Raw genomic sequence first — 22056 nt, forward strand, 5'->3', positions numbered from 1 at the left:
GTCGGCGGGATGTCGGCGGACAGTGAGATCAGGGGCGTCGCCGCGGGCGTCGAGCCCCTGGACCAGCGCCGGGTGTCGGTGGTGTGCCGATCCACCCGGGTGGACCTGAGCCTGCCCGCCCACCTCGAGCTGGTCGCGGTGATCCCGGAGGTCGTGGACCTCGTCCGCGACCACATCCGCGCGGCCGCGGGTCCGGCGTCGGGGGTGGACGTCGACGCCCGGATGGGCGGCGGCACCGGCGGGTCCTGGCAGCTGTCCCGACTGGCCGGCGGCCCGCTGGCCGTGTCGGAGACCCTCGCCCAGCAGCGCGTCCACGACGGCGAGATCCTCGTGCTGGACCACCGCCCGGTGCCGACGCCCGCCCCGCTGTTCGACGACGTCCTGCAGGGACTGACCGAGCCGGACGTGGCCCGCTCCGCCTCGTGGGGCCGCCGCGACGCGGTCACCACCGCGACCGCCGCGACCGCTGTCGTGGCGGTCGCCGCCGCGGTGGCGGCGACCCGGCAGTGGTGGCTCGACGGCGGGCTCACGACCCCGCTGGTGTCGGTTCTGCTCGCGCTGCTCGGCCTCACCGCGGCCCTCGCCCTGCGTCGCGCCCCCGTCCCCGGGTCCGCGGACGCCGTCGCGGGTGCGTGTGCGGTGGGCTTCACGGTGCTCGCGGGGACCACCGTGGGTGGCCCTCCCGTCGGCGCCGGGCACCTCCTGGGCGGACTCACGGCCGGGGCGGTCCTCGCCGGGGTGCTCCGATCGACCGTCTTCCGCCCGGGGCCGGCCCGCGGTTACGACACCGCCGCCGGGTACCTCGCGGCGTGCGTGGCGCTCGCGACGGGCGCGGTCGGTGCGCTCGTGGCGGCGACGACCCCGACGCCGGCCCCCGCGGTGGGCGCCGGTGCCGTGCTCGTCGGGCTCCTGTTGCTCACCGCGGCCCCGCGGATCGCCGTCTGGGCCGCCCGGATCCCCATCCCGCCGGTGCCCGCCCCGGGCGAGGACGTGGAGGCGGGAGACCTCGAGGACATCGACCACGACGTGCGCGGTCGCGCCCGCGGCCCCCTGCCCACGCCGGACGTGCTCCGGCACCGGTTCCTCACCTCGCGGTCCTGGCTCACCGGCCTGCTGGCCGCGGCGGGCGCGGTCTGCACGGCCGGATCGCTGACGTCCCTGACCGGCGACGGCGACACCACCCGCTGGTCGGCTCCGATGGCGCTCGTCCTCATCGTCGTGCTGGTGCTCCGCGGGCTGGGCTACGCCGACCGGGTCCACACGGCCGTGCTGCTCGTCTCGGCGCTCGTGCTCACCGCCGGCGTCCTGGTGGGCGCGGGCGTGACCGTCGACTCGCCGGTGGGGGTCGTCGTCCCGGCCGCGGTGGCCGTCGCCGCGGCGGTCGTCGTGGCCGCGTCGGTCCTCCCGCATGTCGACCTCTCCCCCGGCGCACTCCGGGCCGTGGGCGTGGTCGAGGCCGTCGCCCTCTGCGCGATCGTCCCCCTCGCGGTGGGTGCCATGGAGGTCTACTCCCTCGTCCGCCAGCGATGACGGTCCGTGCCGTCCGGCGGGCGGCGGCCACGGCAGCCGTGGCCGCGGTGGTGGCCGGTCAGCTGCTCGCCAACCCGGCCGGGATGCCCGCCGCGTCCGCGGTGGAGCGCCCGTCGATCGACGGCCCGGTCCCCGAGGGCTCGGGGCTGGAGTCCGGGCCGCTGCGCCTGGACGGCCCGTGCCGCACCACAGCCGCCGTCCTCGACCCGACCGCCCCGCCCGCCTCCGCGACCGCCGCCGAGCTCGCCGACGCGTGGATCCACGGCCGCGGGGAGGGGCAGGTCGTGGCCGTCATCGACACCGGGGTCAACCCCGGGCCGCGGCTGCCCCGGGTCCGCGGGGCCGGTGACGTGGTGCCCGGCCGGGACGGCACGGAGGACTGCGACGCCCACGGCACGCTCGTGGCCGGCGTGCTCGCGGCCACCGAGGACGCCACCGGGCACTCGGGCATCGCGCCCGGCGTCGAGATCGTCTCGATCCGCCAGTCCAGCAGCGTCCTCCGCGCCCAGAGCCCCGGCCCGGGCGGCCCGACGGTCGGCGCCGGGGTCGGCACCCTGTCCACCCTCGCCCGGTCGATCCGGGCCGCCGTCGACGCCGGCGCCGGGGTCATCAACATCTCCGAGGTCGCCTGCGTCCCCGCGGGCACCGTGCTCGCCGACGCCACCCTCGGCGGCGCGATCCGCTACGCCGCCGTCGACCACGACGTCGTGGTGGTCGCCGCCGCCGGGAACGTCGGCGAGGCGTGCGGCGAGCAGAACCCGCCCGCGGCCGACCCGTCGGTACCGGGCGACGACGGCTGGGACGACGTCCTCACGATCGCCTCGCCCGCCTGGTACGACGACCACGTGCTCACCGTCGGGGGCGTCGACGCGGACGGCGCCCCCGCGGAGTTCTCGCTGCGCGGCCCGTGGGTGGACGTCGCCGCGCCCGCCGTGGGGCTGCGGTCCGTGGGCGCCGACGGCGCGGGCGTGTCCGACTTCGTCGTGGCCGGCGACGGCTCTCGCACCCCGATCAGCGGCACCAGCTTCGCCGCGCCGTTCGTCGCCGGCACCGCCGCGCTCGTCCGTCAGGCCCATCCCGGGCTCACCGCGCGCCAGGTGATCGCCCGGATCGAGGACACCGCGATCCCCGCCGCGGGCGGGCACGACCATGCGATCGGCCACGGGGTGGTGGACCCGGTTGCCGCCGTGACCGGCGTCCGCAGAGCCGGCCGGCCCGCCCCGTCGACCACCACGATCGCCGCTCCCCCGCCCGACCCCGGCCCACCGGGTGCGGGCGCCGGCGCGGGCGTGGCGGCGGGCGCGCTGACCCTGGGGGCGATCGCCCTCGTCGTCGTCACCCTGCTCGGGTCCCGCGACACCGCGCCGGACCGTCACACGCCCCGCGCCGCCGGGCCCCGCGACGCCGGGCGCCGCGGCGGCCGGCACCCCCGCGCGGACTGACGGCGCCCCGCCGCCCGTCGCGGACCTGCCACCCGTCGCGGGCCGACGCCCGCCACGCGCCCGGGTCAGCGCGTCGCGTCGTCCTGACCCACCGGCTCCAGCTCCGAACCGTCCCGCGCGACCAGCGCCGACCCGCGGTCCAGGCGCGGCCCGGCCGGGAGACGGTCGAGGATCGCGGTGTCCACCGGCACCGGCGCGCCACCCAGGCCGAGCACCGCCGCGGTCGGCGCGTCGGGGACGTCGAACCGCACCCCGGTGTCGGCCACGATCGTCGTGACCGCGGTGCGCGTCGTCGTGCCCCGCCCCGTCGCCGCGACGAGCAGCCCGCCGCCCGGCACGCCCACCGCGTCGACCGCCGGGCCCCCGCCGTCTGCGCCGGCCACCGCCCGCGCCTCCCCGGGTCCGGGAGTCGGCGCGCCCGCCACCAGTGACACCCGGCGCGCGGCGGGGCCCGGCCCACCCGCGTCGCGCACGCACAGCACCGGCGAGGCGGACGTCTCCAGCACCGTCGGGCGCTCGCCGGGGAAGGCCTCGACATCCAGCGCCACCGACCGCGGCACGCCCATCCGGTCCGGCGGCACCTGCGCGACCGCCCCCACCGTCGCGGTGGACCGGATCACGTCCGCGAGCACCGGTCCGACCTCCTGCACGCCGTCGGCCAGCGCGACATGGGTCCGCGTCCCCGTGGCCGTCTCCACGGTGAACACCTGGCCGATCCGCAGCCCGTCGAGTCCGTAGTCGACCGGCTCGCCCGCCATCTCGATCACCGGCCGGCGCACCGGGTCCACCTCCGGCAGCGGGTCCACCAGGGCCGCGGTGACCGGACGCGGGTCGACCCCGCCGAGGCCGAGGATCTCCAGCAGGTCGCCGTCCCCGAGGTCGATGCGCGCGCGGGTGCCGTCGCGGAGCAGCCAGCCGGTGCCGTCCTGGTCCGCCAGCACGATCTCGTCCGGGCCCGTCTCGCGCCCGGGCGCCGCCCCGGCGTCCGCGTCCTCCCGCGCGACGATGCTGGTGCCGGCGACGCGCGGGCGGCCGCGGTCGGCGTCGACGACCTCGTCGCACACCGTCCACGACACGGCGGCCGCCGCCTCGGCGTCCCGGTGACCGGGTAACGCCGACGGTGCCCCGGGGATGCCGAGCAGGCCGCCGCGCGGGGTGCCGGCGATGTCGGCGTCGCGCACGGTCCGCGGCTCCGCGGGTTCGCCCAGCACGAGCCGCGCGGACGCGAGGTTGAGCACCGGGTGCACCGTCTGGCCGGCGCGCACGTACATCTGCCCGGAGTCCCGCCCGACCATGATCGTCGTGCTGCCGACGTCCGGGGCGGGGTCCAACAGGGCCAACACCGCGGCGCCGGCCACACCGAGGACCGCCGCGACCGCGCCGATCGTCAGCCCCGTCGACTGACGCCTGAGCGGGTCGTGCAACATCCGGACGTCGCGGGAGACCACGGCGTGGCGGGCCCGGCGCGCGAGGAAGCGGTGGCCGTCCACCTGCGCCCTGGTCGTCGGCTTGAGCGGCACCGGCGCGGCCCCCTTTCCACGGATGTGGGACCCCCGCGGCCGGGGGCACCGGGGGTAGGGTACGCCAGGATCCGGCCCCCGTGGCCGGTCATCCGGGGCGCCGTCCGCACGCGCCCGAGAGCTCGCGACAGGCGTGAAGGGGGCGCGTGGATGACGGCGGTTCCCACCCTGGCCGGGCTGGTCGCCGCGCTCGTGGCGACGGTCGTTCTCACCGTGGTCTGCCCGCCGCAGGCGCAACCGTGGGCCCAGTTCCTGGCGGTCGCGCTCGTCGCCGCCGTGATCACCGCGCGCCGCGGCGGCCGTCCGGTGCTGGCTCGCCCGGGGACCGCGCGTCAGCGGCCCGTCGACGTGGTGGACCTCGTCGCCCCGGACCGCTCCCCCGTCGGATGCGTGGAGGGCGAGCGGGTGGTGACGACCGCCGTGGAGATCTCGGCCGGCGCGCTCGTGACCACCGAGGTGGGGCGCGACGACCCGGCCGCGCATCGTGGCGTCCGCCTCCCGCTGGCGGTGGTGGCACGCCAGCTCGAGCAGGGCGGGGTGCGTCTCGAGGGGATCGACGTGGTGGTCGACGGTCGCCGCGCCGCGACGGGTGACGACGGCGAGGTGTACGACGCGCTCGTCGGCCCGCTCGCGCTGATCTCGCACCGGCGCGTCCACCTGCTGCTGCGGTTCGACCTCGCACGGCTCGCGCTGGGGCCCGCCGGACGGGCCGACGGCTCACTCGAGCAGGTGGTCACGGTGGCCACCGAGCGGTTGCGCCGGTCGCTGGTGCACCACGGGGCGCCGTGCCGGGTCCTCGACGCGGCCGGACTCGCAGGCCTCTACCTGGACGCCGAGGCCGACCCGGAGCCGGGCGTCGGGGTGGTGGTGCGCCCGTCCGCCGACCCGCGCGCGGTCATCGACGGGCTCACCACCGTGCGGGCCGCGCGCGTCACCGAGGTGCTCCGCCTGCGGCGCGTGGAGGGCCGCGACGACGTGGTGGACGTGGTGACCACCGTGGGCCTGACCGGCGTGGCCGCGGAGGCGGTGGCCGAGCGGGTCCTGCCGACCACCGCGGACACCTGCCATCGGCTGCCGTCGGCGGGCGTCCTGCCCGTCCCCGGCGAGGAGATGCCCGTGGCCGTCGCCGGGTCCCTGGCCCGGCGACGTGTCGACGACCTCGCCGCCCTCGCGCCGCCGGCGCACGGCTGCGGGCAGATCCTCGGCGCGACACGCACCGGGGGCGCGGCGGCGGTCCAGCTGGCCGGCCCGCACCTGCGATCGGTGCTGCTCGCCGCGCGACCCGCGGTCTGTCGACAGGTCGCGTTCCGCGCGGTCGCGGCCGGGTACCGGGTCGCCGTGGTCACCGACGTCCCCGACCGGTGGCGGCCGCTGACCGCGATCGGCGACGAGTCCCGCTACCGGATCGTCGAGCCCGACGCCTCCGATGCGGGAGCCCCGGTCGACGCCGTGATGTGGGACGTCGACGGTCCGTTGACCGAGGGGCGCATCGACGCCCTCGCCGGGCCGGGCGGTCCGGACGTCACCCCGCCCACCGTCATCCGGGTCGACGCCGACTGGGACCTGCGGGGCGAGCGGCACGCGGACACCGCGGCCCCTCCGGACCTCGTGCTGGACGGGCGGATCGACGGGTGGATCTCGGTCGAGCCGCGCGCGGGCGAGTCCCGCCGCGTCTCGGTGGTGGCCGGTCCCGGCGAGGAGGCGTTCGTCGGCCCCCTCACCGTGCCGGGCGAGCTCACACCCGCAGGTGCTGCACCTTCCGCCAGCCCGGATCATCCGTGACGGTCACCGTCACCTCGCCCTGATCCCAGCCCGACGCCGCCACGCGCAGCTGCTCGTGGGCTGGGGTCGTGGAGTCGACGTAGAAGTGCAGCAGACGGCGGCCGTCGCAGCTCTCCGCCCCGACGCACTCGCCGTTGCCCTCGAGGCGCTCGACGAGGTGGTCCTCGAGGTCCCGCAGGCCGGGCAGCGAGCGCGAGCCGGGCAGGCCCCCGTCCTCGACGTCCGTGTACGGCACGTGGACGGCGACGTGGCGGTCGAACTCCGGCGCCGACAGGGCGACCAGCGGGACGCGGACGACGGCCACGAGCGGGCCACGGTCGGTGTCCCCGTGGAGGATCTGCCACGCCGGGTCACCCAGCTCGTCGGTGTTGTCCGCGGCGAGCTCGCGCAGGATCCGGGGCAGGTCGGCGAGCGGGACCGCGTCGACGCCGGGCGCGGTGGCGTTGGCCCTGATGAGCCCGACCCACGTCTCCACCTGCTCCTCCCCGCACAGGGCGTCCAGCAGGAGGTAGGCGGCGATCGACGAATCGGCCCCGGTCAGCGCGGTGAACGCCGGGTGGTGCACGGTGACGTCGGCCCGGGACAGCCCCAGGTCCACCACGGCCTCGGCGTCGTCGAACCCCAGCCGGTGATCGCGGAAGTACATCGCGCAGCCCCGGACCGGCTCACGCAGGTCGGCGAACGACCACGTCTCGTCGGCCCGCGGCGCGGCGGCCAGCCACCGACGGGCGGCGCCCCGCAGCTCGGGTACTCCCGCCGCGGTCACGGTCAGCCGGTGGGGCACGTCCTCGCAGCCCGGGACGAACTCCCACGACAGGCCCGGGTCGATGGCCTCGATGAGCGAACTGATCTCCGGGACCACCCGCCCGGTGTCGCCGGAGTCGATCGCCGCGGTGGCCCGGCGCCTGCCGTCCGCCGACCACCAGCGCCAGAAGGTGGTGATGGCCCGGTCCGATCGCAGGCGGGCCGTCTCGATGCGCACGCCGGAGAAGTCCAGCGATCGCGAGAGCTGCCGGGGTCGAGCCGCGCGAATCGCCATGTGTTCTCCTCCCGTGGCCGCGGTCCGTGAGTGCCTGTCTCCCCCAGTATCCGGATAACCCGCCGATCGCGCCCGCGCCGACACACCCGGACAGGTCAGAAGGCCGATCGTGGAGCGGGTGCGAGGGGGCGGCGACGGTGGCAGGGTCGAGGCCATGACCTCCTCCCAGGACCTGGCCGGGCTGTCCTCCGGAGCGCGGCACGACCGGCGGGTGCTCGTGATCGGCGCGACCGGGTACATCGGATCGCGGCTCGTGCCCCGGCTCCTCGCGGACGGCGCCGAGGTCTCCGTGCTCGCGCGCACCCCCGCCAGACTCGACGACGTGCCGTGGCGGGACGAGGTGACCGTGCGCTCCGGCGGGCTCGGGGACACCGACGCGCTGCTCGCGGCGCTGCAGGAGGTGGACGTGGCGTGCCACCTCGTGCACTCGATGGGTGGCTCTAGGGACTTCGAACGGGAGGAGCGCGAGACCACCGACCAGTTCGTCCGCGCCGCCGAGGAGGCGGGCGTCGGGCGCATCGTGCACCTGTCCGGGCTGCATCCCGAGGACGACGACGACCTGTCCCCGCACCTGCGCTCGCGCGCCGAGGTCGCGGACATCATGCTCGCCTCCTCCGTGCCGGCGCTCGTGATCCGGGCCGGGGAGGTGATCGGGTCGGGCTCGGCGTCGTTCGAGATGATCCGGCACCTCACCACCCGGCTCCCGGCGATGGTCACGCCCAGGTGGGTGCACAACCGGATCCAGCCGATCGCCGTGCGCGACGTGGTCCACTACCTCGACGCCGCCACCGCGCGCCCGCTCGAGGGCGACCTCGCGGGCGGCCGCGCGATCGACGTGGGCGCACCCGACGTGCTCACCTACGGCGAGATGATGCAGGTCTTCGCCGAGGAGGCCGGCCTGCGTCGTCGCCTCATGGTCCCGGTGCCCGTGCTCACCCCCGAACTGTCGGCGCTGTGGCTGGGACTGGTGACACCGCTCGACACCGGCCTGGCCAAGCCGCTCGTGGAGTCACTGCGGTGCGAGGCCGTGGTGGGCGTCGACGACGCCGACGAGGTGCTCGGTCCCCCGCCGGGCGGGCGCACGACCTACCGCGACGCCCTGCGTGAGGCGCTCCGGGTGCCGCACGGTCCCGCGCGGCCACCCCTGTGGGAGGGCGCGGATCCGCTCGGCGATCCCGCACGCCTGCTGCCGTCCGACGCCGACTGGGCCGGGGTCCGCCCGCCCACCCTCGGGCGCGCGCGATCCCGGCCGTGACGTCCGGACAGCGGGACCGGGACACGCCCACCGGTCGGTACCTGCGGGCGCTGCGGACCGGTGACATGGACACCGCGCCGTCGCACCCGTCCCGGCGGCGCGTCCTCGTCGTCGTCGTCACCCTCGTCGTCGGCGCGGCGGTGGGCGCGTGGGCGCTCCGGATCCCCGCCGGGGACGCCCTCTTCTACCCCGCCACCGCCCTCCTCGCCGCGGTGTGGCTGACCGGCGCGTTCGCCTCGGGCCCGATCCGGGTGGGCTGCGAGCCGTACCGCCCGCGCCGACCGGTGCTGTCGTCGGTGCTCACGGCCGCCGCGCTCGCGCTGGTGTTCTGCCTGGGAGCCCTCGTCGTGGCGCGCATCGAGCCGCTCCGCGACCCGGTCGACGCGCTCCTCGCCCACGCGACCGTGGGGAACCTCGCGCTCGTCGCGGTCCTCACGGCGGTCAACGGGGTCGCCGAGGAGTGCTTCCACCGCGGCGCGGTGTACTCGGCGGCCTCACGCGTGCGGCCGGTCCTCACCACCACCGTCGTGTACGCCGCGGTCACGGCCACCGCCGGGATCCCGCTGTTGGTGCTCGCGGCCGTCATCGTGGGTGTCGTGACGGCGCTCCAGCGGCGCGCGACGGGCGGTGTCCTGGGGCCGGCGATCACGCACGTCGCGTGGTCGATGGTGATGTTGTTCGCGCTCGGCCCGATCCTCGACGCCGCGCGCGGCTGACCCCCCTGACCCCCGCCTCGCCGCTCTGTGCGGCTATCCTCCGCAGCACCCCGCCGCGCCGCCGGCGGGGCCCGGCCGCACCTCGCGCGTGACGAGGTTACGCGCGGCGAGCTCGTCGTCGGCCGGGTAGTCGACCCCGATCAGCGACAACCCGCACGCGGGCGCCACGGGGACCGCGGAGGACCGCTCGGTCTCGGCCAGCAACCCACTGATCCACTCGAGGCTGCGCCGGCCCTCCCCCACGGCCATCACGGCGCCCACGAGGCTGCGCACCATCGACCAGCAGAACGCGTCCGCGCTCACCGACGCCGCCCACACCTCGGCCGCACCTGGCGCGTCGGCGCCGCGCGGATCCGGCTCGGTCCGCCACTCGAAGCGCTGCAGCTCCCGGATGGTGGTGGCGCCCTCGCGGCGGCGGCAGAACGCGGCGAAGTCGTGGAGGCCCAGCAATCGCTCCGAGGCCGCGCGCACCGCCTCGAGGTCCGCGGTGCGGGTCCACGCCGCCGTGTCGCGGGCGCGGGTGGGTTCGGCGCCCCACGGCGCGGTGGTGAGGCGGTACTCGTAGTGTCGGCGCAGGGCGGAGAAGCGGGCGTCGAACTCGTCCGGCACCCAGCGGGCGTCCATCACCGCGATGTCCGCGGGCAACAGCCGTGCGAGCCTGCGCACCAGCGCCTCGGGGCGCCCGCCCAGCGAACGCTGGTCGAGCCACGCCGGATCCACGTCGAGGTGGCAGACCTGCGCGCGGGCGTGTACCCCGGCGTCGGTCCGTCCGGCGACCGTCAGCACGACGGGGTGGCGCAGGACCGTGGAGAGTTCGGCCTCGAGCACCCCGCACACCGTCCGCAGCCCGGGCTGACGCGCCCACCCGGAGAAGTCGGTACCGTCATAGGCGACGTCGAGGCGGATCCGGCGGGTGCTCACGGCCTACAGACGCTAGACCACGCCCGCGCGCGCCCGCCACACCAGCCCGCCGCCGCCCGGTCCGGCACGATGGGTCCATGTCGTCGTCGCCGTCGTCCCCGTCCCGGCCGGCACCGGGGCCGTCCGCCCCGTCGGTCCGTCCCCCGCGCCGCGCCCTGCGCGGCCGCCCCCACGACGCCGCGCTCCTCGCCGCCGGGGTGGCCCTCGCCCTCGCGCTGGGGGCCTGTTCCGGGGACGACGACGAGGCCCCGCCCGTCGCGTCCCCTCCCGCGCCCACCGACGCCACGGAACGGCCCGGTCCCGTCGTGACCCGGTACGTGGCGCTGGGCGACTCGTTCGCCGCCCTGGGGCCGACCGACGCCCCCACGAGCGGGCCGGAGGCGTGCCTGCGTTCCACCCGCAACTACCCGGCACTGCTCGCCGGCGACATCGGGCCGGGCGAGTTCGTCGACGTCACCTGCGGCGGCGCGCGGACGGTCGACATGACCGCGCCCCAGATCGCCGGGACCCCGCCGCAGTTCGACGCCCTCACCGCGGACACGGACCTGGTGACGCTGTCGATCGGCGGAAACGACATCGGGTTCGGGGACATCGTGGGCTGCGTGGTGCGGGCACCCCGCGTCGCCGACGGGGCGCCCTGCCGCGAGCGGCTGGACGAGGTCACCTCGGACGCGTTGGCCGGGCTGCCGGACCGACTGGACGCCGTGTACGCCGGCATCCGGGAGCGCTCGCCCGACGCCACGATCGTCACCACCGCGTACCTCCCGCTGGTTCCCGAGCGCGGAGGCTGCGACTTCGTGGCGCGGATGAGCCCGGGCGACGTGGACTGGACCCGGTCCGTCACGGAGCGGATCAACCGGGTCGTCGTGGACGCGGCGGACCGCGCCGGCGCCGAGGCGGTCCTGCCCGACGACGCCGCGAGCCGCCACGCCTGCGCGCCGGCGGCCCGGCGCTACACCGACTTCACCGGCATCGAGACCGCCTCGCACCCGATGCACCCCACGGCGGCCGGGCACCGGGCGATGGCCGAGGCGGTCGCCGACGTGCTCTGACCGCCGGCGCGTACGACGAGGGCCCCGTCTCCGCGGGTGCGGTGACGGGGCCCTGCATCGCGTGCCGGGGCGGATCAGGCCTTGTCGGCGTCCGAACCCTCGGCGTGGGTCGCGTCCTCGGACACGGCCTCGGCGGTCTCCTCGGCGGCGTCCACCTGGGCGTCGTCGGCGGCCTCGACCTGGTCGGCGATCGGGCTGTTGGCCTCGGCCTCGGCGGTCACGTCGTCGGTCGACTCGGTGGCGGCCGGCGCGGCGGCGGCCTTGGAGGCGGCGGCGCGGGTGGCGCGGGAGGCCTCGGCGGAGGCGAGCTCCTCGGTGACGAGCGCGATCATCGCCATGGGCGCGTTGTCGCCCTTGCGGTTCTCGAGCTTGACGATCCGGGTGTAGCCACCGTCGCGGTTGGCCGCACGCGGGCCGATCTCGGCGAACAGCTTGTGCAGGACGTCCTTGTCGCGGATGACCTTGGCGGCCTCACGACGGTCGGCCAGCGTGCCGCGGCGGGCCTTGGTGATGAGCTTCTCCGCGTAGGGGCGCAGCAGCTTCGCCTTGGTCTCCGTGGTGCGGATGGCATCGTGCTCGAACAGCTGGGTGGCCAGGTTCGAGAGGATGAGCCGCTGGTGGGCGGCGGATCCGCCGAGGCGGGCGCCCTTCTTGGGCTTGGGCATCAGATTCTCCTAGGAATGGTTTTCCGGCCGCTCGTCAGAGCTGCTCGGTCTCGGCGTAATCCTCGCCGCCCTCGTCGGTCCACGTCCCGGTCTCGGCGTCGTAGCCGGCGACCGAGGCGGGATCGAATCCGGGGGGCGCGTCCTTGAGCGACAGGCCCAGCTCGACGAGCTTGACCTTGACCTCGTCGATCGACTTCTGGCCGAAGTTGCGGATGTCGAGCAGGTCCGACTCGCTGCGCGCCACGAGCTCGCCCACCGTGTGGACGCCCTCGCGCTTGAGGCAGTTGTAGGACCGGACCGACAGGTCCAGGTCGTCGATGGGCATGCCGTAGGCGGCGATGTGGTCGGCCTCGGCCGGGCTGGGCCCGATCTCGATGCCCTCCGCCTCCTCGTTGAGCTCACGGGCGAGGCCGAACAGCTCGACGAGGGTCTTGCCGGCGGACGCCAGGGCGTCCCGGGCGGTCATCGAGTTCTTGGTCTCGACGTCCAGGACCAGGCGGTCGAAGTCGGTGCGCTGGTGCACACGGGTGGCCTCGACCTTGTAGGTCACCTTGAGGACGGGCGAGTAGATCGAGTCGACCGGGATCCGGCCGATCTCGTGGCCCGCGTCCTTGTTGAGCCCGGCGGGCACGTAGCCACGGCCACGCTCGACGACCAGCTCGATCTCCAGACGGCCCTTCTCGTTGAGAGTGGCGATGTGCAGGTCCGGGTTGTGCACCTCGACGCCGACGGGCGGGACGATGTCACCGGCGGTGACGGCACCCGGCCCCTGCTTCTTGAGGTACATGGTGACCGGCTCGTCCTCGACGGACGAGACGACCAGGCCCTTGAGGTTGAGGATGATGTCGGTGACATCCTCCTTGACACCCGGCACGGTGGTGAACTCGTGCAGGACGCCCTCGATGCGGATGCTGGTCACGGCCGCGCCCGGGATGGACGACAGCAGCGTGCGCCGCAGCGAGTTGCCGATGGTGTAGCCGAAACCGGGCTCGAGGGGCTCGAGCACGAACCGCGAGCGGTTCTCGGAGACGACCTCCTCGGTGAGGGTGGGCCGCTGGGAGATGAGCATGTGCTACCTCTTTCGATTCTCGGCGCCCGCTATTTGACGCCGTGGGAACCCACCGTCGCCGGGCGGGCCGCGGTGTGCGGCCCGCCCGGCGACGAGGGAGGACAGATCACTTCGAGTAGAGCTCGACGATCAGCTGCTCCTGCAGCGGCACCTCGATCTGGGCGCGCTCGGGGAGCTGGTGGACGAGGATCCGCAGGGTCGTGGGGACGACCTGCAGCCACGCCGGGACGGGACGCTCACCGAGCGTCTCCTGGGCGATCTCGAACCAGTCCATCTTGGTGGACTTGGGACGGACATCGATGATGTCGTACTGCGAGACGCGGTAGCTCGGGATGGTCACCTTCTGGTCGTTGACCAGGAAGTGGCCGTGCGCCACGAGCTGACGGGCCTGGCGGCGCGTCCGCGCGAGACCCGCGCGGTACACGACGTTGTCCAGTCGCGACTCGAGGATCTGGAGGAGGTTCTCACCGGTCTTACCGGCGCGGCGGTTGGCCTCCTCGTAGTAGCGGCGGAACTGCTTCTCCATCACGCCGTAGGTGAAGCGGGCCTTCTGCTTCTCCTGCAGCTGGGTGCGGTACTCGGACTCCTTGATCCGCGCACGGCCGTGATGACCGGGCGGGAAGGGCCGACGCTCGAATGCGGTGTCTCCACCCACGAGGTCCACGCCGAGACGGCGGGACTTGCGGGTGACGGGGCCGGTGTAACGTGCCATGGTCTAGTGCGTTCCTTCCGGCTCAGACTCGACGCCGCTTGGGCGGACGACAGCCGTTGTGGGGCTGGGGGGTGACATCGGAGATCGTGCCCACCTCGAGGCCGGCGGCCTGGAGGGAGCGGATCGCGGTCTCACGTCCCGAGCCGGGGCCCTTGACGAACACGTCGACCTTCTTGACGCCGTGCTCCTGCGCCTTGCGGGCCGCGTTCTCGGCGGCGAGCTGGGCGGCGAAGGGCGTCGACTTACGCGAGCCCTTGAAGCCGACGTGGCCGGAGGACGCCCATGCGAGGACGCCACCGGACGGGTCGGTGATCGAGACGATCGTGTTGTTGAACGTGCTCTTGATGTGGGCCTGGCCCAGGGGCACGTTCTTCTTATCCTTGCGACGGCCCGTCTTCTTCGGGCCCGCAGCGCGTGACTTGGGGGGCATTACTTCTTCTTTCCGGCGACGGTCTTCTTCGGACCCTTACGGGTACGGGCATTGGTCTTGGTGCGCTGACCACGGACGGGCAGTCCACGACGGTGACGCAGTCCCTGGTAGCTACCGATCTCGATCTTCCGGCGGATGTCGCCCTGGATCTCGCGGCGGAGGTCACCCTCCACCTTGTAGTTGCCCTCGATGTCGTCACGAAGGACGGTCAGCTGCTCGTCGGAGAGGTCCTTGGTGCGCAGATCGGGGCTGATACCCGTACGCTCCAGGATCTCCAGCGACCGGGTGCGACCGATGCCGAAAATGTAGGTGAGCGCGATCTCCATGCGCTTGTCGCGTGGGAGATCGACGCCGGCAAGGCGTGCCATGTGGCGTATCTCTTTCGTCGTGCGGTAGGTCTGCTCCCCGACCGTCCCCGATCCGGATGGTCATCTCTCGATGAGCAACCGTCCGGGGCCCCGGCCTCCGCAACCGGGGGTACGAACCCGCCGACCCCTTTCGCGGAGGCGGCGGCTGGTACGGGGAGTTGAGCGTCTTTACTTGTAGCGGTAGACGATCCGACCACGCGTCAGGTCGTAGGGCGAGAGCTCCACGACGACGCGGTCCTCCGGGAGGATGCGGATGTAGTGCTGCCGCATCTTCCCGCTGATGTGGGCGAGGACCTTGTGCCCGTTCTCGAGCTCGATGCGGAACATTGCGTTCGGCAACGGCTCGACGACACGGCCCTCGACCTCGATGGCTCCGTCTTTCTTTGCCATGCTGGTTACGGTCCTCCACGATTCCCCGGATGACGTCTACCGGATTGTGGTGCGCTGGTGGGCACACCGACGTATAAGCCTACGCGAGGTCGCTGGTCAGCGCCAATCACGACGAACCGGCCCGCCCGGCCACCTGTCAGACGTAGCAGGCGCGACCGTCGGGGGCGCCCTCAAACCGCTGCTGCAGCCAGTTCATGGCCGCCGGGAGCTTCTCCACCGCGCCCAACAGATGCTCGGGCGCCAGGCCGGGTTCCCAGGTGACCGGCGCACCTTCGCGGCAGTACCGCTTCGCCGTCTCCTCCGCGTCCCAGAACGGCACGAGAGGATCGGTGCCGGAATGCCACATGAACACCGGCACCCGCGGCACATCCGGACTGAGGCGGACGCTGTTCTCGGCGAATGCGCGCATGAGCCCCTCCTCCGCCATGAGGTCGCCGCCACGCAGGACCATCGGGACCGACCGGAACGCGCCGAAGGTCAGCAGCGTTGCGGTACACCGGCCCTTCAGCTGTTGGTAGAGATGCCAACCGTCAGGGGTGAGCTTCTCCTCGAGACGGATCGCTTCCGGGTACTCACGGGCCATCCCCACCGCGGCGGCGAACGCCAACCCGAACGCCGGGTGCGGCTGGTTGCCGATCATCCGCGCCATCGTGGTCATGTCCGTCGGGACGCCGCCCTGCGCAACGCCCACCAGGTTCACGTCGGGGGCGTAGTCGTCGTGCAGGAGCGAGACCCAGGCACTGGCGATGCCGCCCCCCGAGTACCCCAGCGCGCCGAACCGGCTGTTCCGGGAATCGAAACGAGGGTCATCCCGCACCGCCCGCATGCCGTCCAGGACGATGCGCCCGGACAGCTGTCCCCCCGGGTAGGCGACCTTGGGTCCCAGATGGTCCGGGATGATGACGGTCCAGCCCTGGTCCAGACGGGACCGGAGGAAGACCATGGCGTTGTCCTGCAAGGTCTCGAGGGTGGGGTGCACGAGGGTCTCGGTGGGCGCACACCGCTGCCCCAACGCGTTGAGGTAGTGCTGGTAGCTCAGGACCGGGCCGTCGGGGCGGGCGTGATGGGGTCGGACCACGGTCGCGGTGGCCAGCAGCGGCCGGTCCCGAGTGTCCGTGGACCGGTACGCGATCTCGGTGACGCCGTACCCGAGGAAGACCGGCATCGTCACGGTCCTGGAGTTGATGACCCGGCCCGGCGCCGCATCCGCGAGCGCCTGCGGGTCAGCGTGGTAGAAGGGTCCGGGCTGCGGGTCCTCCGCGATCGACCCCGCGCCGCCCTCCGCCACGGATTGTGCGGCGGCTCCCTGCGGTACGAGCAGGGCCTGCGCCAGCACGAGGGAGAGCATCACCAGGACCGCGACCGCGGGACGCACCGACGTGGGGAGTTCTCGGGGAACGCGGACGGGTATGGGCATGCCCTGACCTTTCAGGCCGATCTGAACCGAGAGAACATGCTAACCCGACCGCGGTCGTCCGTGGCCGGCCCCCGGGCCGGCCTGCGCCCTCCGAGGCGCGGAACGACCCGCCTCAGCCGAGTGGCCGCGGCGTGAGGATGCGCGGACCGTCGGCGGTAACGGCGACGGTGTGTTCCCAGTGCGAGGCCGGCGAGCCGTCGACCGTGACGACCGTCCAGTCGTCCGAAAGGGTCCGCGTGTCGGTCTCTCCGCCGAGAACCAGCATCGGCTCGATCGCCAGGACCGAACCCTCCTGGAGGCGCGGTCCCCTACCGGGCTTGCCCTCGTTGGCGAGGAACGGCCATTCGTGCATCTCACGGCCGATACCGTGGCCGCCGAAACCATCGACGATCCCGAGGGCCACGCCGTGCCGTTCCTCGGCGCGCCGGGTGGCCACCTCGAGTGCGTGCGACACGTCGGTCAGCCTGTTCCCGGGGAGCATCGCGAGCATGCCCTCCTCGAGGACCTCACGCGTCGCGTCGTTGAGGGCGGCGACATCGGGCGCGAGAGAACCCACGCCGAACGTCCACGCCGAGTCACCGTGCCATCCCTCGAGGATGGCGCCGCAGTCGATCGAGACGAGGTCGCCGTCGCGCAGCACCGTGTCCGGTCCGGGGATCCCGTGCACCACGACCTCGTTGACCGAGGAACAGATGGAACCCGGGAAGCCCTCGTAGCCCTTGAAGGACGGTATGGCGCCGGACTCGCGGATCAACTGCTCCGCGACCTCGTCGAGGTCGCCTGTCGTCGCGCCCGGGACGGCGGCGTCCCGGACCGCGATGAGCGTGCGGCCGACGATGCGGCCCGCCGCCTCCATGGCGTCCAGCTCCCCCGCTGTGCGGGCGGTGACGACGCCCTTGCGCGACCGGCCGAACACGGCGGGCGTCAGCGACCCAGCGCGGCGAGCGCGCGGGCGTTGATCTCCTCGACCTCACCGACGGCGTCGATGCTCTTGACGTCGCCCGCGTAGTACTCGAGCAGAGGGGCGGTCTCGGACCGGTACACGGACATGCGATTCCGGATGACGTCCTCGGTGTCGTCCTCGCGACCACGGGCGAGCATCCGCTGGACCACCGTGTCGTCGTCGACCTTGAACTCCAGCACCGCGTCGAGGGAGCACCCCGCCTCGGAGAGCATCTCCTTGAGGGCGTCCGCCTGCGCGACGCTGCGCGGGTACCCGTCGAGCAGGAAGCCCTCCTCGGCGTCGGGCTCGGCGATCCGGGCCTTGACCATGCGGTTGGTCACCTCCGCGGGGACCAGGTTGCCCGCGTCGATGTAGCCCTTCGCCTCCTTGCCCAGGTCGGTGCCCTGGGAGATGTTGGCACGGAAGAGGTCACCGGTCGAGATGTGGGGCACGCCGAGCTTCTCCGACAACAGAGCCGCCTGGGTTCCCTTACCGGCACCGGGAGGGCCGAGGAGGACGAGACGCATGGTGGGGACCAGCCTTTCTACAGTGGGGTTGCTCGGACGAGGCCGCGGCTACTTGAGGAAGCCCTCGTAGTTGCGCTGCATCAACTGGGCTTCGATCTGCTTCACGGTGTCGAGGCCCACGGAGACCATGATGAGCACGGCGGTGCCGCCGAACGGCATGTTCTGCATGTCGCCACCCCCGCTGCCCATGTCGAGGAAGATGTTCGGGAGCACGGCGATGAGGCCGAGGTACAGCGAGCCGAAGAGCAGGATCCGGTTGAGGACGTAGCCCAGGTACTCGGCGGTCGGACGGCCGGGCCGGATCCCCGGGATGAAGCCGCCGTACTTCTTCATGTTCTCGGCCTGCTCCATCGGATCGAACTGGATGGCCACGTAGAAGTACGCGAAGAAGATGATGAGGGCGAAGTACAGGACGATGTAGCCCCAGCTCGACGGGTTCTGGAGGTACTGCATCACGTAGCGCTGCCAGAACCCGTCGCCCGACGGCTCGGGGCCCTGCACCAGCTGGGTGATGAGGATCGGCACGTACATGAGCGACGACGCGAAGATCACGGGGATGACGCCCGCCTGGTTGACCTTCAGCGGCAGGTAGGTCGAGGTCCCGCCGTACTGACGGCGACCGACCATCCGCTTGGCGTACTGGACGGGGATCCGCCGCTGCCCCTGCTCGACGAAGACGACGGCGACGACGATGAGCACCACCGCGAACATGACCGCGGCGAACTTCATGGTCGACGAGTTCTGATAGATGTTCACGCCCTCGGCGGGGATGCGGGACGCGATGCCGGCGAAGATGAGCAGCGACATGCCGTTGCCGACGCCGCGGTCGGTGATGAGCTCGCCGAACCACATCACGAGGGCGGCACCCGCGGTCATGACGATCACGATGGTGACAAGCGTGATGATCTCGTTGTCCATGAGGACGGACTGGCCGTTACCCAGGAGTTGTCCACGGTCGGCGAGGGCGACGATGCCCGAGGACTGGAGGACCGCCAGGGCGATGGTGAGATAACGCGTGTATTGCGTCATCTTCGCCTGACCCGACTGTCCTTCCTTCTTCAACTGCTCGAAATGAGGGATGACCACGGTGAGCAGCTGCACGATGATGCTCGCGGTGATGTACGGCATGATGCCGATCGCGAACACCGAAAGTTGCAGTAGCGCGCCACCGGAGAACAGGTTGACCAGCGAGTACAGCTGCGCGTTCTCCCCTGTCATCGCAGTGTCAAGCAACCCGCGGAGCTTGGGGTAGTCGACGCCGGGCGACGGGATCTGCGCGCCGATCCGGTAGAGGATGATGATCCCGAGGGTGAAGAGGATCTTCTTCCTCAGGTCCCGGTCCTTGATCGCGGACGCGAGTGCGGAGAGCACATGTCCTCCTGGTCGTGGTCGGCCGTGGGCCGCCGGTCGTCGAAAGCAGATGCGCCGGGAGCGGGTCGGATGGACCGCACGGCGGATGCCGGGCCCGGAGCGCACAACGGGAAAACTCTATCAAGACGAGGGCAGGGGCCGGATCCGAGACTCTCGGACCCGACCCCTGCGCACCTCAGCGGCCCTCGACGGGCCTGCCGGGGATCAGGCCCCGGCCTCCGACACGCTTCCGCCGGCGGCCTCGATCTTGCTCTTGGCCGACGCGGAGACCTTGTCGACGGTCAGGGTGACGGCGACGGAGATCTCCCCGTCACCGAGAACCTTGACCGGCTGGTTCTTGCGGACAGCGCCCGCGTCGACGAGCTCGGCCACGCCGATCTCGCCGCCGTTGGGGAACAGCCGCTGGATGTCGGACACGTTGACGACCTGGAAAACGACCTTGTTGCGGTTCTTGAAGCCCTTGAGCTTCGGGAGCCGCATGTGGATCGGCATCTGGCCGCCCTCGAACGCCGCGGGGACGTTCTTACGCGCCTTGGTGCCCTTGGTACCGCGGCCGGCCGTCTTGCCCCGCTTGCCGCCTTCACCGCGACCAACGCGGATCTTGTCGGTGTGGGCGCCCGGCGCGGGACGCAGGTGGTGCAACTTGATGGTCATTCTCACTCCGTCTCTTCGACCACGACGAGGTGGTTCACGACGTTGATGAGACCCCGGGTCTGCGCGTTGTCCTCACGCACGACCGACTTCCGGATGCCCTTGAGGCCGAGCGTACGCAGGGAGTCCCGCTGGTTCTTCTTGGTCCCGACGGTCCCACGGACCTGGGTGATCTTGAGGTTCGCCATGGTCAGGCCCCCTGTCCGGCACGCGCGCGGAGCATGCCCGCGGGCGCGACGTCCTCGATCGGCAGGCCGCGACGGGCCGCGACCTCCTCCGGGCGGTGCAGACCCTTGAGGGCGGCCACGGTCGCGTGAACGACGTTGATGGCGTTGTCCGACCCGAGCGACTTGCACAGGATGTCGTTGACGCCGGCGGCCTCGAGCACGGCGCGGGCGGCGCCACCGGCAATGACACCGGTACCCGGGGACGCCGGGCGCAGCATGACGACGCCGGCGGCGGCCTCACCCTGGATGGGGTGCGGGATGGTGGAGCCGATGAGCGGGACGCGGAAGAAGTTCTTCCGGGCCTCCTCGTTGCCCTTCTGGATGGCCGCGGGGACTTCCTTGGCCTTGCCGTAGCCGACGCCGACCATGCCGTTGCCGTCACCGAGGATCACGAGCGCGGTGAAGCTGAAACGCCGACCGCCCTTCACGACCTTGGAGACGCGGTTGATGGTGACGACGCGCTCGATGTACTGCGACTTCTCGTCGTCGTGGCGGCCACGACGGTCGTCGCGGCCCCGCCCGCGGCCGCGGTCGCCGCCGCGCCCCTGAGCGTTGTCGTTGGTGTTCTTGTTGTCTGCGGCGGGTCCGTTGCCTCCGCCGTCACGACGCTGACGTCCCGGCATCAGACGGTCCTTCCATTCGCGGTCAGTGCAGTGGTGTTGATCATCAGAACTCCAGCCCACCCTCGCGGGCGGCGTCGGCGAGCGACGCGATCCGACCGTGGTACTTGTTGCCACCACGGTCGAACACGACGGCGTCGATGCCGGCGGCCTTGGCGCGCTCGGCCAGGAGCTGGCCGACCTTCGCGCTGCGGGCCTTCTTGTCGCCCTCGAGGGACCGCACATCGGCCTCGATGGTCGACGCGGCGGCGAGCGTGCGGCCCGCCAGGTCGTCGACGATCTGGGCGTGGATGTGGCGCGAGGAGCGGTTGACGACCAACCGCGGGCGCTCCGGCGTGCCGGAGACCTTCTTGCGGAGGCGGTAATGGCGCCGGGCGCGACCCTCGCGACGTGCGGTCGAGGCGTCGGTTCCCAGCGGGGAACGCTTCTTGGTGCTGCTCATGATCACTTACCCGTCTTTCCGACCTTGCGACGGACCTGCTCGCCGGCGTAGCGGATGCCCTTGCCCTTGTACGGGTCGTGCTTCCGCAGTCGCTTGATGTTGGCGGCGATCTGGCCCACCTGCTGCTTGTCGATACCGGAGATCGAGAACTTGGTCGCACCGTCGACGGCGAACGTGATGCCCGCCGGGGCGGCGACCGGCACCGGGTGCGAGTAACCGAGGGCGAACTCGAGGTCCGAGCCCTTGGCCACGACGCGGTAACCGACGCCGAAGATCTCCATGTCCTGCTTGTACCCCTCGGTCACGCCCACGACCATGTTGTTGACCAGCGAGCGGGAGAGGCCGTGCAGGGAGCGGTTGTCGCGGTGGTCGTCGGGACGGTTCACCGTGATGGTGCCCTCCTCGACTGTCACCGAGATGGGCTCGGGCAGCACCTGGGTGAGCTCACCCTTGGGGCCCTTGACCGTGATGGTCTGGCCGTCGACCTTGATGTCGACACCGGACGGGACCGTGATCGGAGCCTTGCCGATACGTGACATTTCGTCGCCCCCTTACCAGACGTAGGCGAGGACTTCCCCGCCCACCTTCTTGTTGTTCGCCTGACGGTCGGTGAGCAGCCCCTGGGACGTCGAGATGATCGCGACGCCCAGTCCGCCGAGGACCTTGGGCAGTTCGGTGGACTTGGCGTACACGCGCAGACCCGGCTTCGAGATGCGCTTGATGCCCTGGATGCTCCGCTGGCGGGACGGGCCGTACTTCAGATCGATGGTGAGCTTCTTGCCCACCTCGGCGTCGGAGACGGCGTAGTCGGCGATGTAACCCTCCTGCTTGAGGATCGCCGCGATGTTGCCCTTGAGCTTGGAATGCGGCATCGACACGGTGTCGTGGAACGCCGAGTTGGCGTTACGCACACGCGTCAGCATGTCCGCGATGGGATCGGTCATCGACATGGATGGACCATGTTCCT

General features: G+C 72.6%; 25 protein-coding genes. 6 read left to right on the forward strand and 19 right to left on the reverse strand.

From position 1 onward, the window contains the following. Positions 1 to 9: 9 nt before the first annotated feature. Both eccD and mycP read left to right on the forward strand, forming a co-directional pair. On the forward strand, positions 10 to 1530 hold the full coding sequence (gene eccD / locus VYL96_RS11565; RefSeq protein WP_131885259.1) for a type VII secretion integral membrane protein EccD: 1521 nt from the start codon (positions 10 to 12) through the stop codon (positions 1528 to 1530). Next, entirely contained in the window at positions 1527 to 2972 is a 1446-nt protein-coding gene (mycP, locus tag VYL96_RS11570; RefSeq protein WP_131885260.1) for a type VII secretion-associated serine protease mycosin, read from the forward strand. The genes eccD and mycP overlap by 4 nt, the downstream gene beginning before the upstream one ends. A gap of 65 nt (positions 2973 to 3037) precedes the next feature. Here the strand turns inward: mycP and eccB are convergent, their stop codons facing one another. Further along, entirely contained in the window at positions 3038 to 4492 is a 1455-nt protein-coding gene (gene eccB, locus VYL96_RS11575; RefSeq protein ID WP_131885261.1) for a type VII secretion protein EccB, read from the reverse strand. A gap of 150 nt (positions 4493 to 4642) precedes the next feature. Here eccB and VYL96_RS11580 point away from each other — a divergent pair, with 150 nt between their 5' ends. Further along, positions 4643 to 6274: a type VII secretion EccE family protein gene (locus tag VYL96_RS11580; protein WP_131885262.1), complete on the forward strand. Its 1632-nt coding sequence runs from the start codon at positions 4643 to 4645 to the stop codon at positions 6272 to 6274. On the opposite strand, the gene VYL96_RS11585 is transcribed toward VYL96_RS11580, so the two are convergent. Further along, complete coding sequence (locus VYL96_RS11585; protein ID WP_131885263.1) at positions 6228 to 7313, reverse strand: DUF695 domain-containing protein; 1086 nt, start codon at positions 7311 to 7313, stop codon at positions 6228 to 6230. The two genes, VYL96_RS11580 and VYL96_RS11585, sit on opposite strands and share 47 nt — an antisense overlap. A gap of 154 nt (positions 7314 to 7467) precedes the next feature. Here VYL96_RS11585 and VYL96_RS11590 point away from each other — a divergent pair, with 154 nt between their 5' ends. Beyond that, on the forward strand, positions 7468 to 8568 hold the full coding sequence (locus VYL96_RS11590; RefSeq protein ID WP_165928443.1) for an NAD(P)H-binding protein: 1101 nt from the start codon (positions 7468 to 7470) through the stop codon (positions 8566 to 8568). Beyond that, entirely contained in the window at positions 8565 to 9284 is a 720-nt protein-coding gene (locus VYL96_RS11595; RefSeq protein WP_243699613.1) for a CPBP family intramembrane glutamic endopeptidase, read from the forward strand. Before VYL96_RS11590 ends, VYL96_RS11595 begins: the two co-directional genes overlap by 4 nt. 33 nt (positions 9285 to 9317) lie before the next feature. Here VYL96_RS11595 and truA read toward each other — a convergent pair whose 3' ends face one another. Next, the gene (gene truA, locus VYL96_RS11600) at positions 9318 to 10205 is read right to left on the reverse strand and encodes a tRNA pseudouridine(38-40) synthase TruA (protein WP_131885264.1); all 888 of its coding nucleotides are present in this window, start codon (positions 10203 to 10205) and stop codon (positions 9318 to 9320) included. A gap of 77 nt (positions 10206 to 10282) precedes the next feature. Here truA and VYL96_RS11605 point away from each other — a divergent pair, with 77 nt between their 5' ends. Beyond that, a complete protein-coding gene (locus tag VYL96_RS11605) occupies positions 10283 to 11257 on the forward strand; it encodes an SGNH/GDSL hydrolase family protein (RefSeq protein WP_131885265.1) in 975 nt (324 codons plus the stop codon). A gap of 74 nt (positions 11258 to 11331) precedes the next feature. Here the strand turns inward: VYL96_RS11605 and rplQ are convergent, their stop codons facing one another. From rplQ to rpsH, 16 genes are all read right to left on the reverse strand, one after another. Continuing rightward, positions 11332 to 11922 carry a 50S ribosomal protein L17 gene (gene rplQ / locus VYL96_RS11610; protein WP_131885266.1) on the reverse strand — a complete coding sequence of 197 codons (591 nt, stop codon included), beginning with the start codon at positions 11920 to 11922 and terminating at the stop codon, positions 11332 to 11334. A 34-nt stretch (positions 11923 to 11956) separates the two neighbouring features. After that, complete coding sequence (locus VYL96_RS11615; RefSeq protein WP_131885267.1) at positions 11957 to 12991, reverse strand: DNA-directed RNA polymerase subunit alpha; 1035 nt, start codon at positions 12989 to 12991, stop codon at positions 11957 to 11959. A gap of 106 nt (positions 12992 to 13097) precedes the next feature. Continuing rightward, positions 13098 to 13703: a 30S ribosomal protein S4 gene (gene rpsD / locus VYL96_RS11620; RefSeq protein WP_007628084.1), complete on the reverse strand. Its 606-nt coding sequence runs from the start codon at positions 13701 to 13703 to the stop codon at positions 13098 to 13100. Positions 13704 to 13725: 22 nt separating this feature from the next. Next, the gene (rpsK, locus tag VYL96_RS11625; RefSeq protein ID WP_043566757.1) at positions 13726 to 14133 is read right to left on the reverse strand and encodes a 30S ribosomal protein S11; all 408 of its coding nucleotides are present in this window, start codon (positions 14131 to 14133) and stop codon (positions 13726 to 13728) included. After that, entirely contained in the window at positions 14133 to 14501 is a 369-nt protein-coding gene (rpsM, locus tag VYL96_RS11630) for a 30S ribosomal protein S13 (protein WP_061228302.1), read from the reverse strand. Before rpsM ends, rpsK begins: the two co-directional genes overlap by 1 nt. Positions 14502 to 14669: 168 nt before the next feature. Continuing rightward, positions 14670 to 14891, reverse strand: coding sequence for a translation initiation factor IF-1 (gene infA, locus VYL96_RS11635; RefSeq protein ID WP_005140011.1), 222 nt, complete (start codon positions 14889 to 14891; stop codon positions 14670 to 14672). A gap of 136 nt (positions 14892 to 15027) precedes the next feature. Continuing rightward, positions 15028 to 16308 carry a lipase family protein gene (locus VYL96_RS11640; RefSeq protein ID WP_131885268.1) on the reverse strand — a complete coding sequence of 427 codons (1281 nt, stop codon included), beginning with the start codon at positions 16306 to 16308 and terminating at the stop codon, positions 15028 to 15030. A gap of 112 nt (positions 16309 to 16420) precedes the next feature. Continuing rightward, a complete protein-coding gene (map, locus tag VYL96_RS11645) occupies positions 16421 to 17224 on the reverse strand; it encodes a type I methionyl aminopeptidase (RefSeq protein ID WP_131885269.1) in 804 nt (267 codons plus the stop codon). An 8-nt stretch (positions 17225 to 17232) separates the two neighbouring features. Next, entirely contained in the window at positions 17233 to 17778 is a 546-nt protein-coding gene (locus tag VYL96_RS11650; protein WP_070720647.1) for an adenylate kinase, read from the reverse strand. Positions 17779 to 17826: 48 nt separating this feature from the next. Then, the gene (secY, locus tag VYL96_RS11655) at positions 17827 to 19149 is read right to left on the reverse strand and encodes a preprotein translocase subunit SecY (RefSeq protein ID WP_131885270.1); all 1323 of its coding nucleotides are present in this window, start codon (positions 19147 to 19149) and stop codon (positions 17827 to 17829) included. Positions 19150 to 19353: 204 nt separating this feature from the next. Next, entirely contained in the window at positions 19354 to 19803 is a 450-nt protein-coding gene (gene rplO / locus VYL96_RS11660) for a 50S ribosomal protein L15 (RefSeq protein ID WP_007628096.1), read from the reverse strand. A 2-nt stretch (positions 19804 to 19805) separates the two neighbouring features. Further along, entirely contained in the window at positions 19806 to 19988 is a 183-nt protein-coding gene (gene rpmD, locus VYL96_RS11665; RefSeq protein ID WP_007628098.1) for a 50S ribosomal protein L30, read from the reverse strand. A gap of 2 nt (positions 19989 to 19990) precedes the next feature. Continuing rightward, entirely contained in the window at positions 19991 to 20650 is a 660-nt protein-coding gene (gene rpsE, locus VYL96_RS11670) for a 30S ribosomal protein S5 (RefSeq protein ID WP_007628100.1), read from the reverse strand. 43 nt (positions 20651 to 20693) lie between these two features. After that, entirely contained in the window at positions 20694 to 21089 is a 396-nt protein-coding gene (gene rplR, locus VYL96_RS11675) for a 50S ribosomal protein L18 (protein ID WP_007628102.1), read from the reverse strand. A gap of 2 nt (positions 21090 to 21091) precedes the next feature. Further along, the gene (rplF, locus tag VYL96_RS11680; RefSeq protein WP_131885271.1) at positions 21092 to 21628 is read right to left on the reverse strand and encodes a 50S ribosomal protein L6; all 537 of its coding nucleotides are present in this window, start codon (positions 21626 to 21628) and stop codon (positions 21092 to 21094) included. A 12-nt stretch (positions 21629 to 21640) separates the two neighbouring features. Beyond that, complete coding sequence (rpsH, locus tag VYL96_RS11685; protein ID WP_007628106.1) at positions 21641 to 22039, reverse strand: 30S ribosomal protein S8; 399 nt, start codon at positions 22037 to 22039, stop codon at positions 21641 to 21643. Positions 22040 to 22056 lie beyond the last annotated feature (17 nt).

The organism is Dietzia maris, from assembly GCF_036287335.1.
GTDB classification, from domain to species: Bacteria; Actinomycetota; Actinomycetes; order Mycobacteriales; family Mycobacteriaceae; genus Dietzia; species Dietzia cinnamea.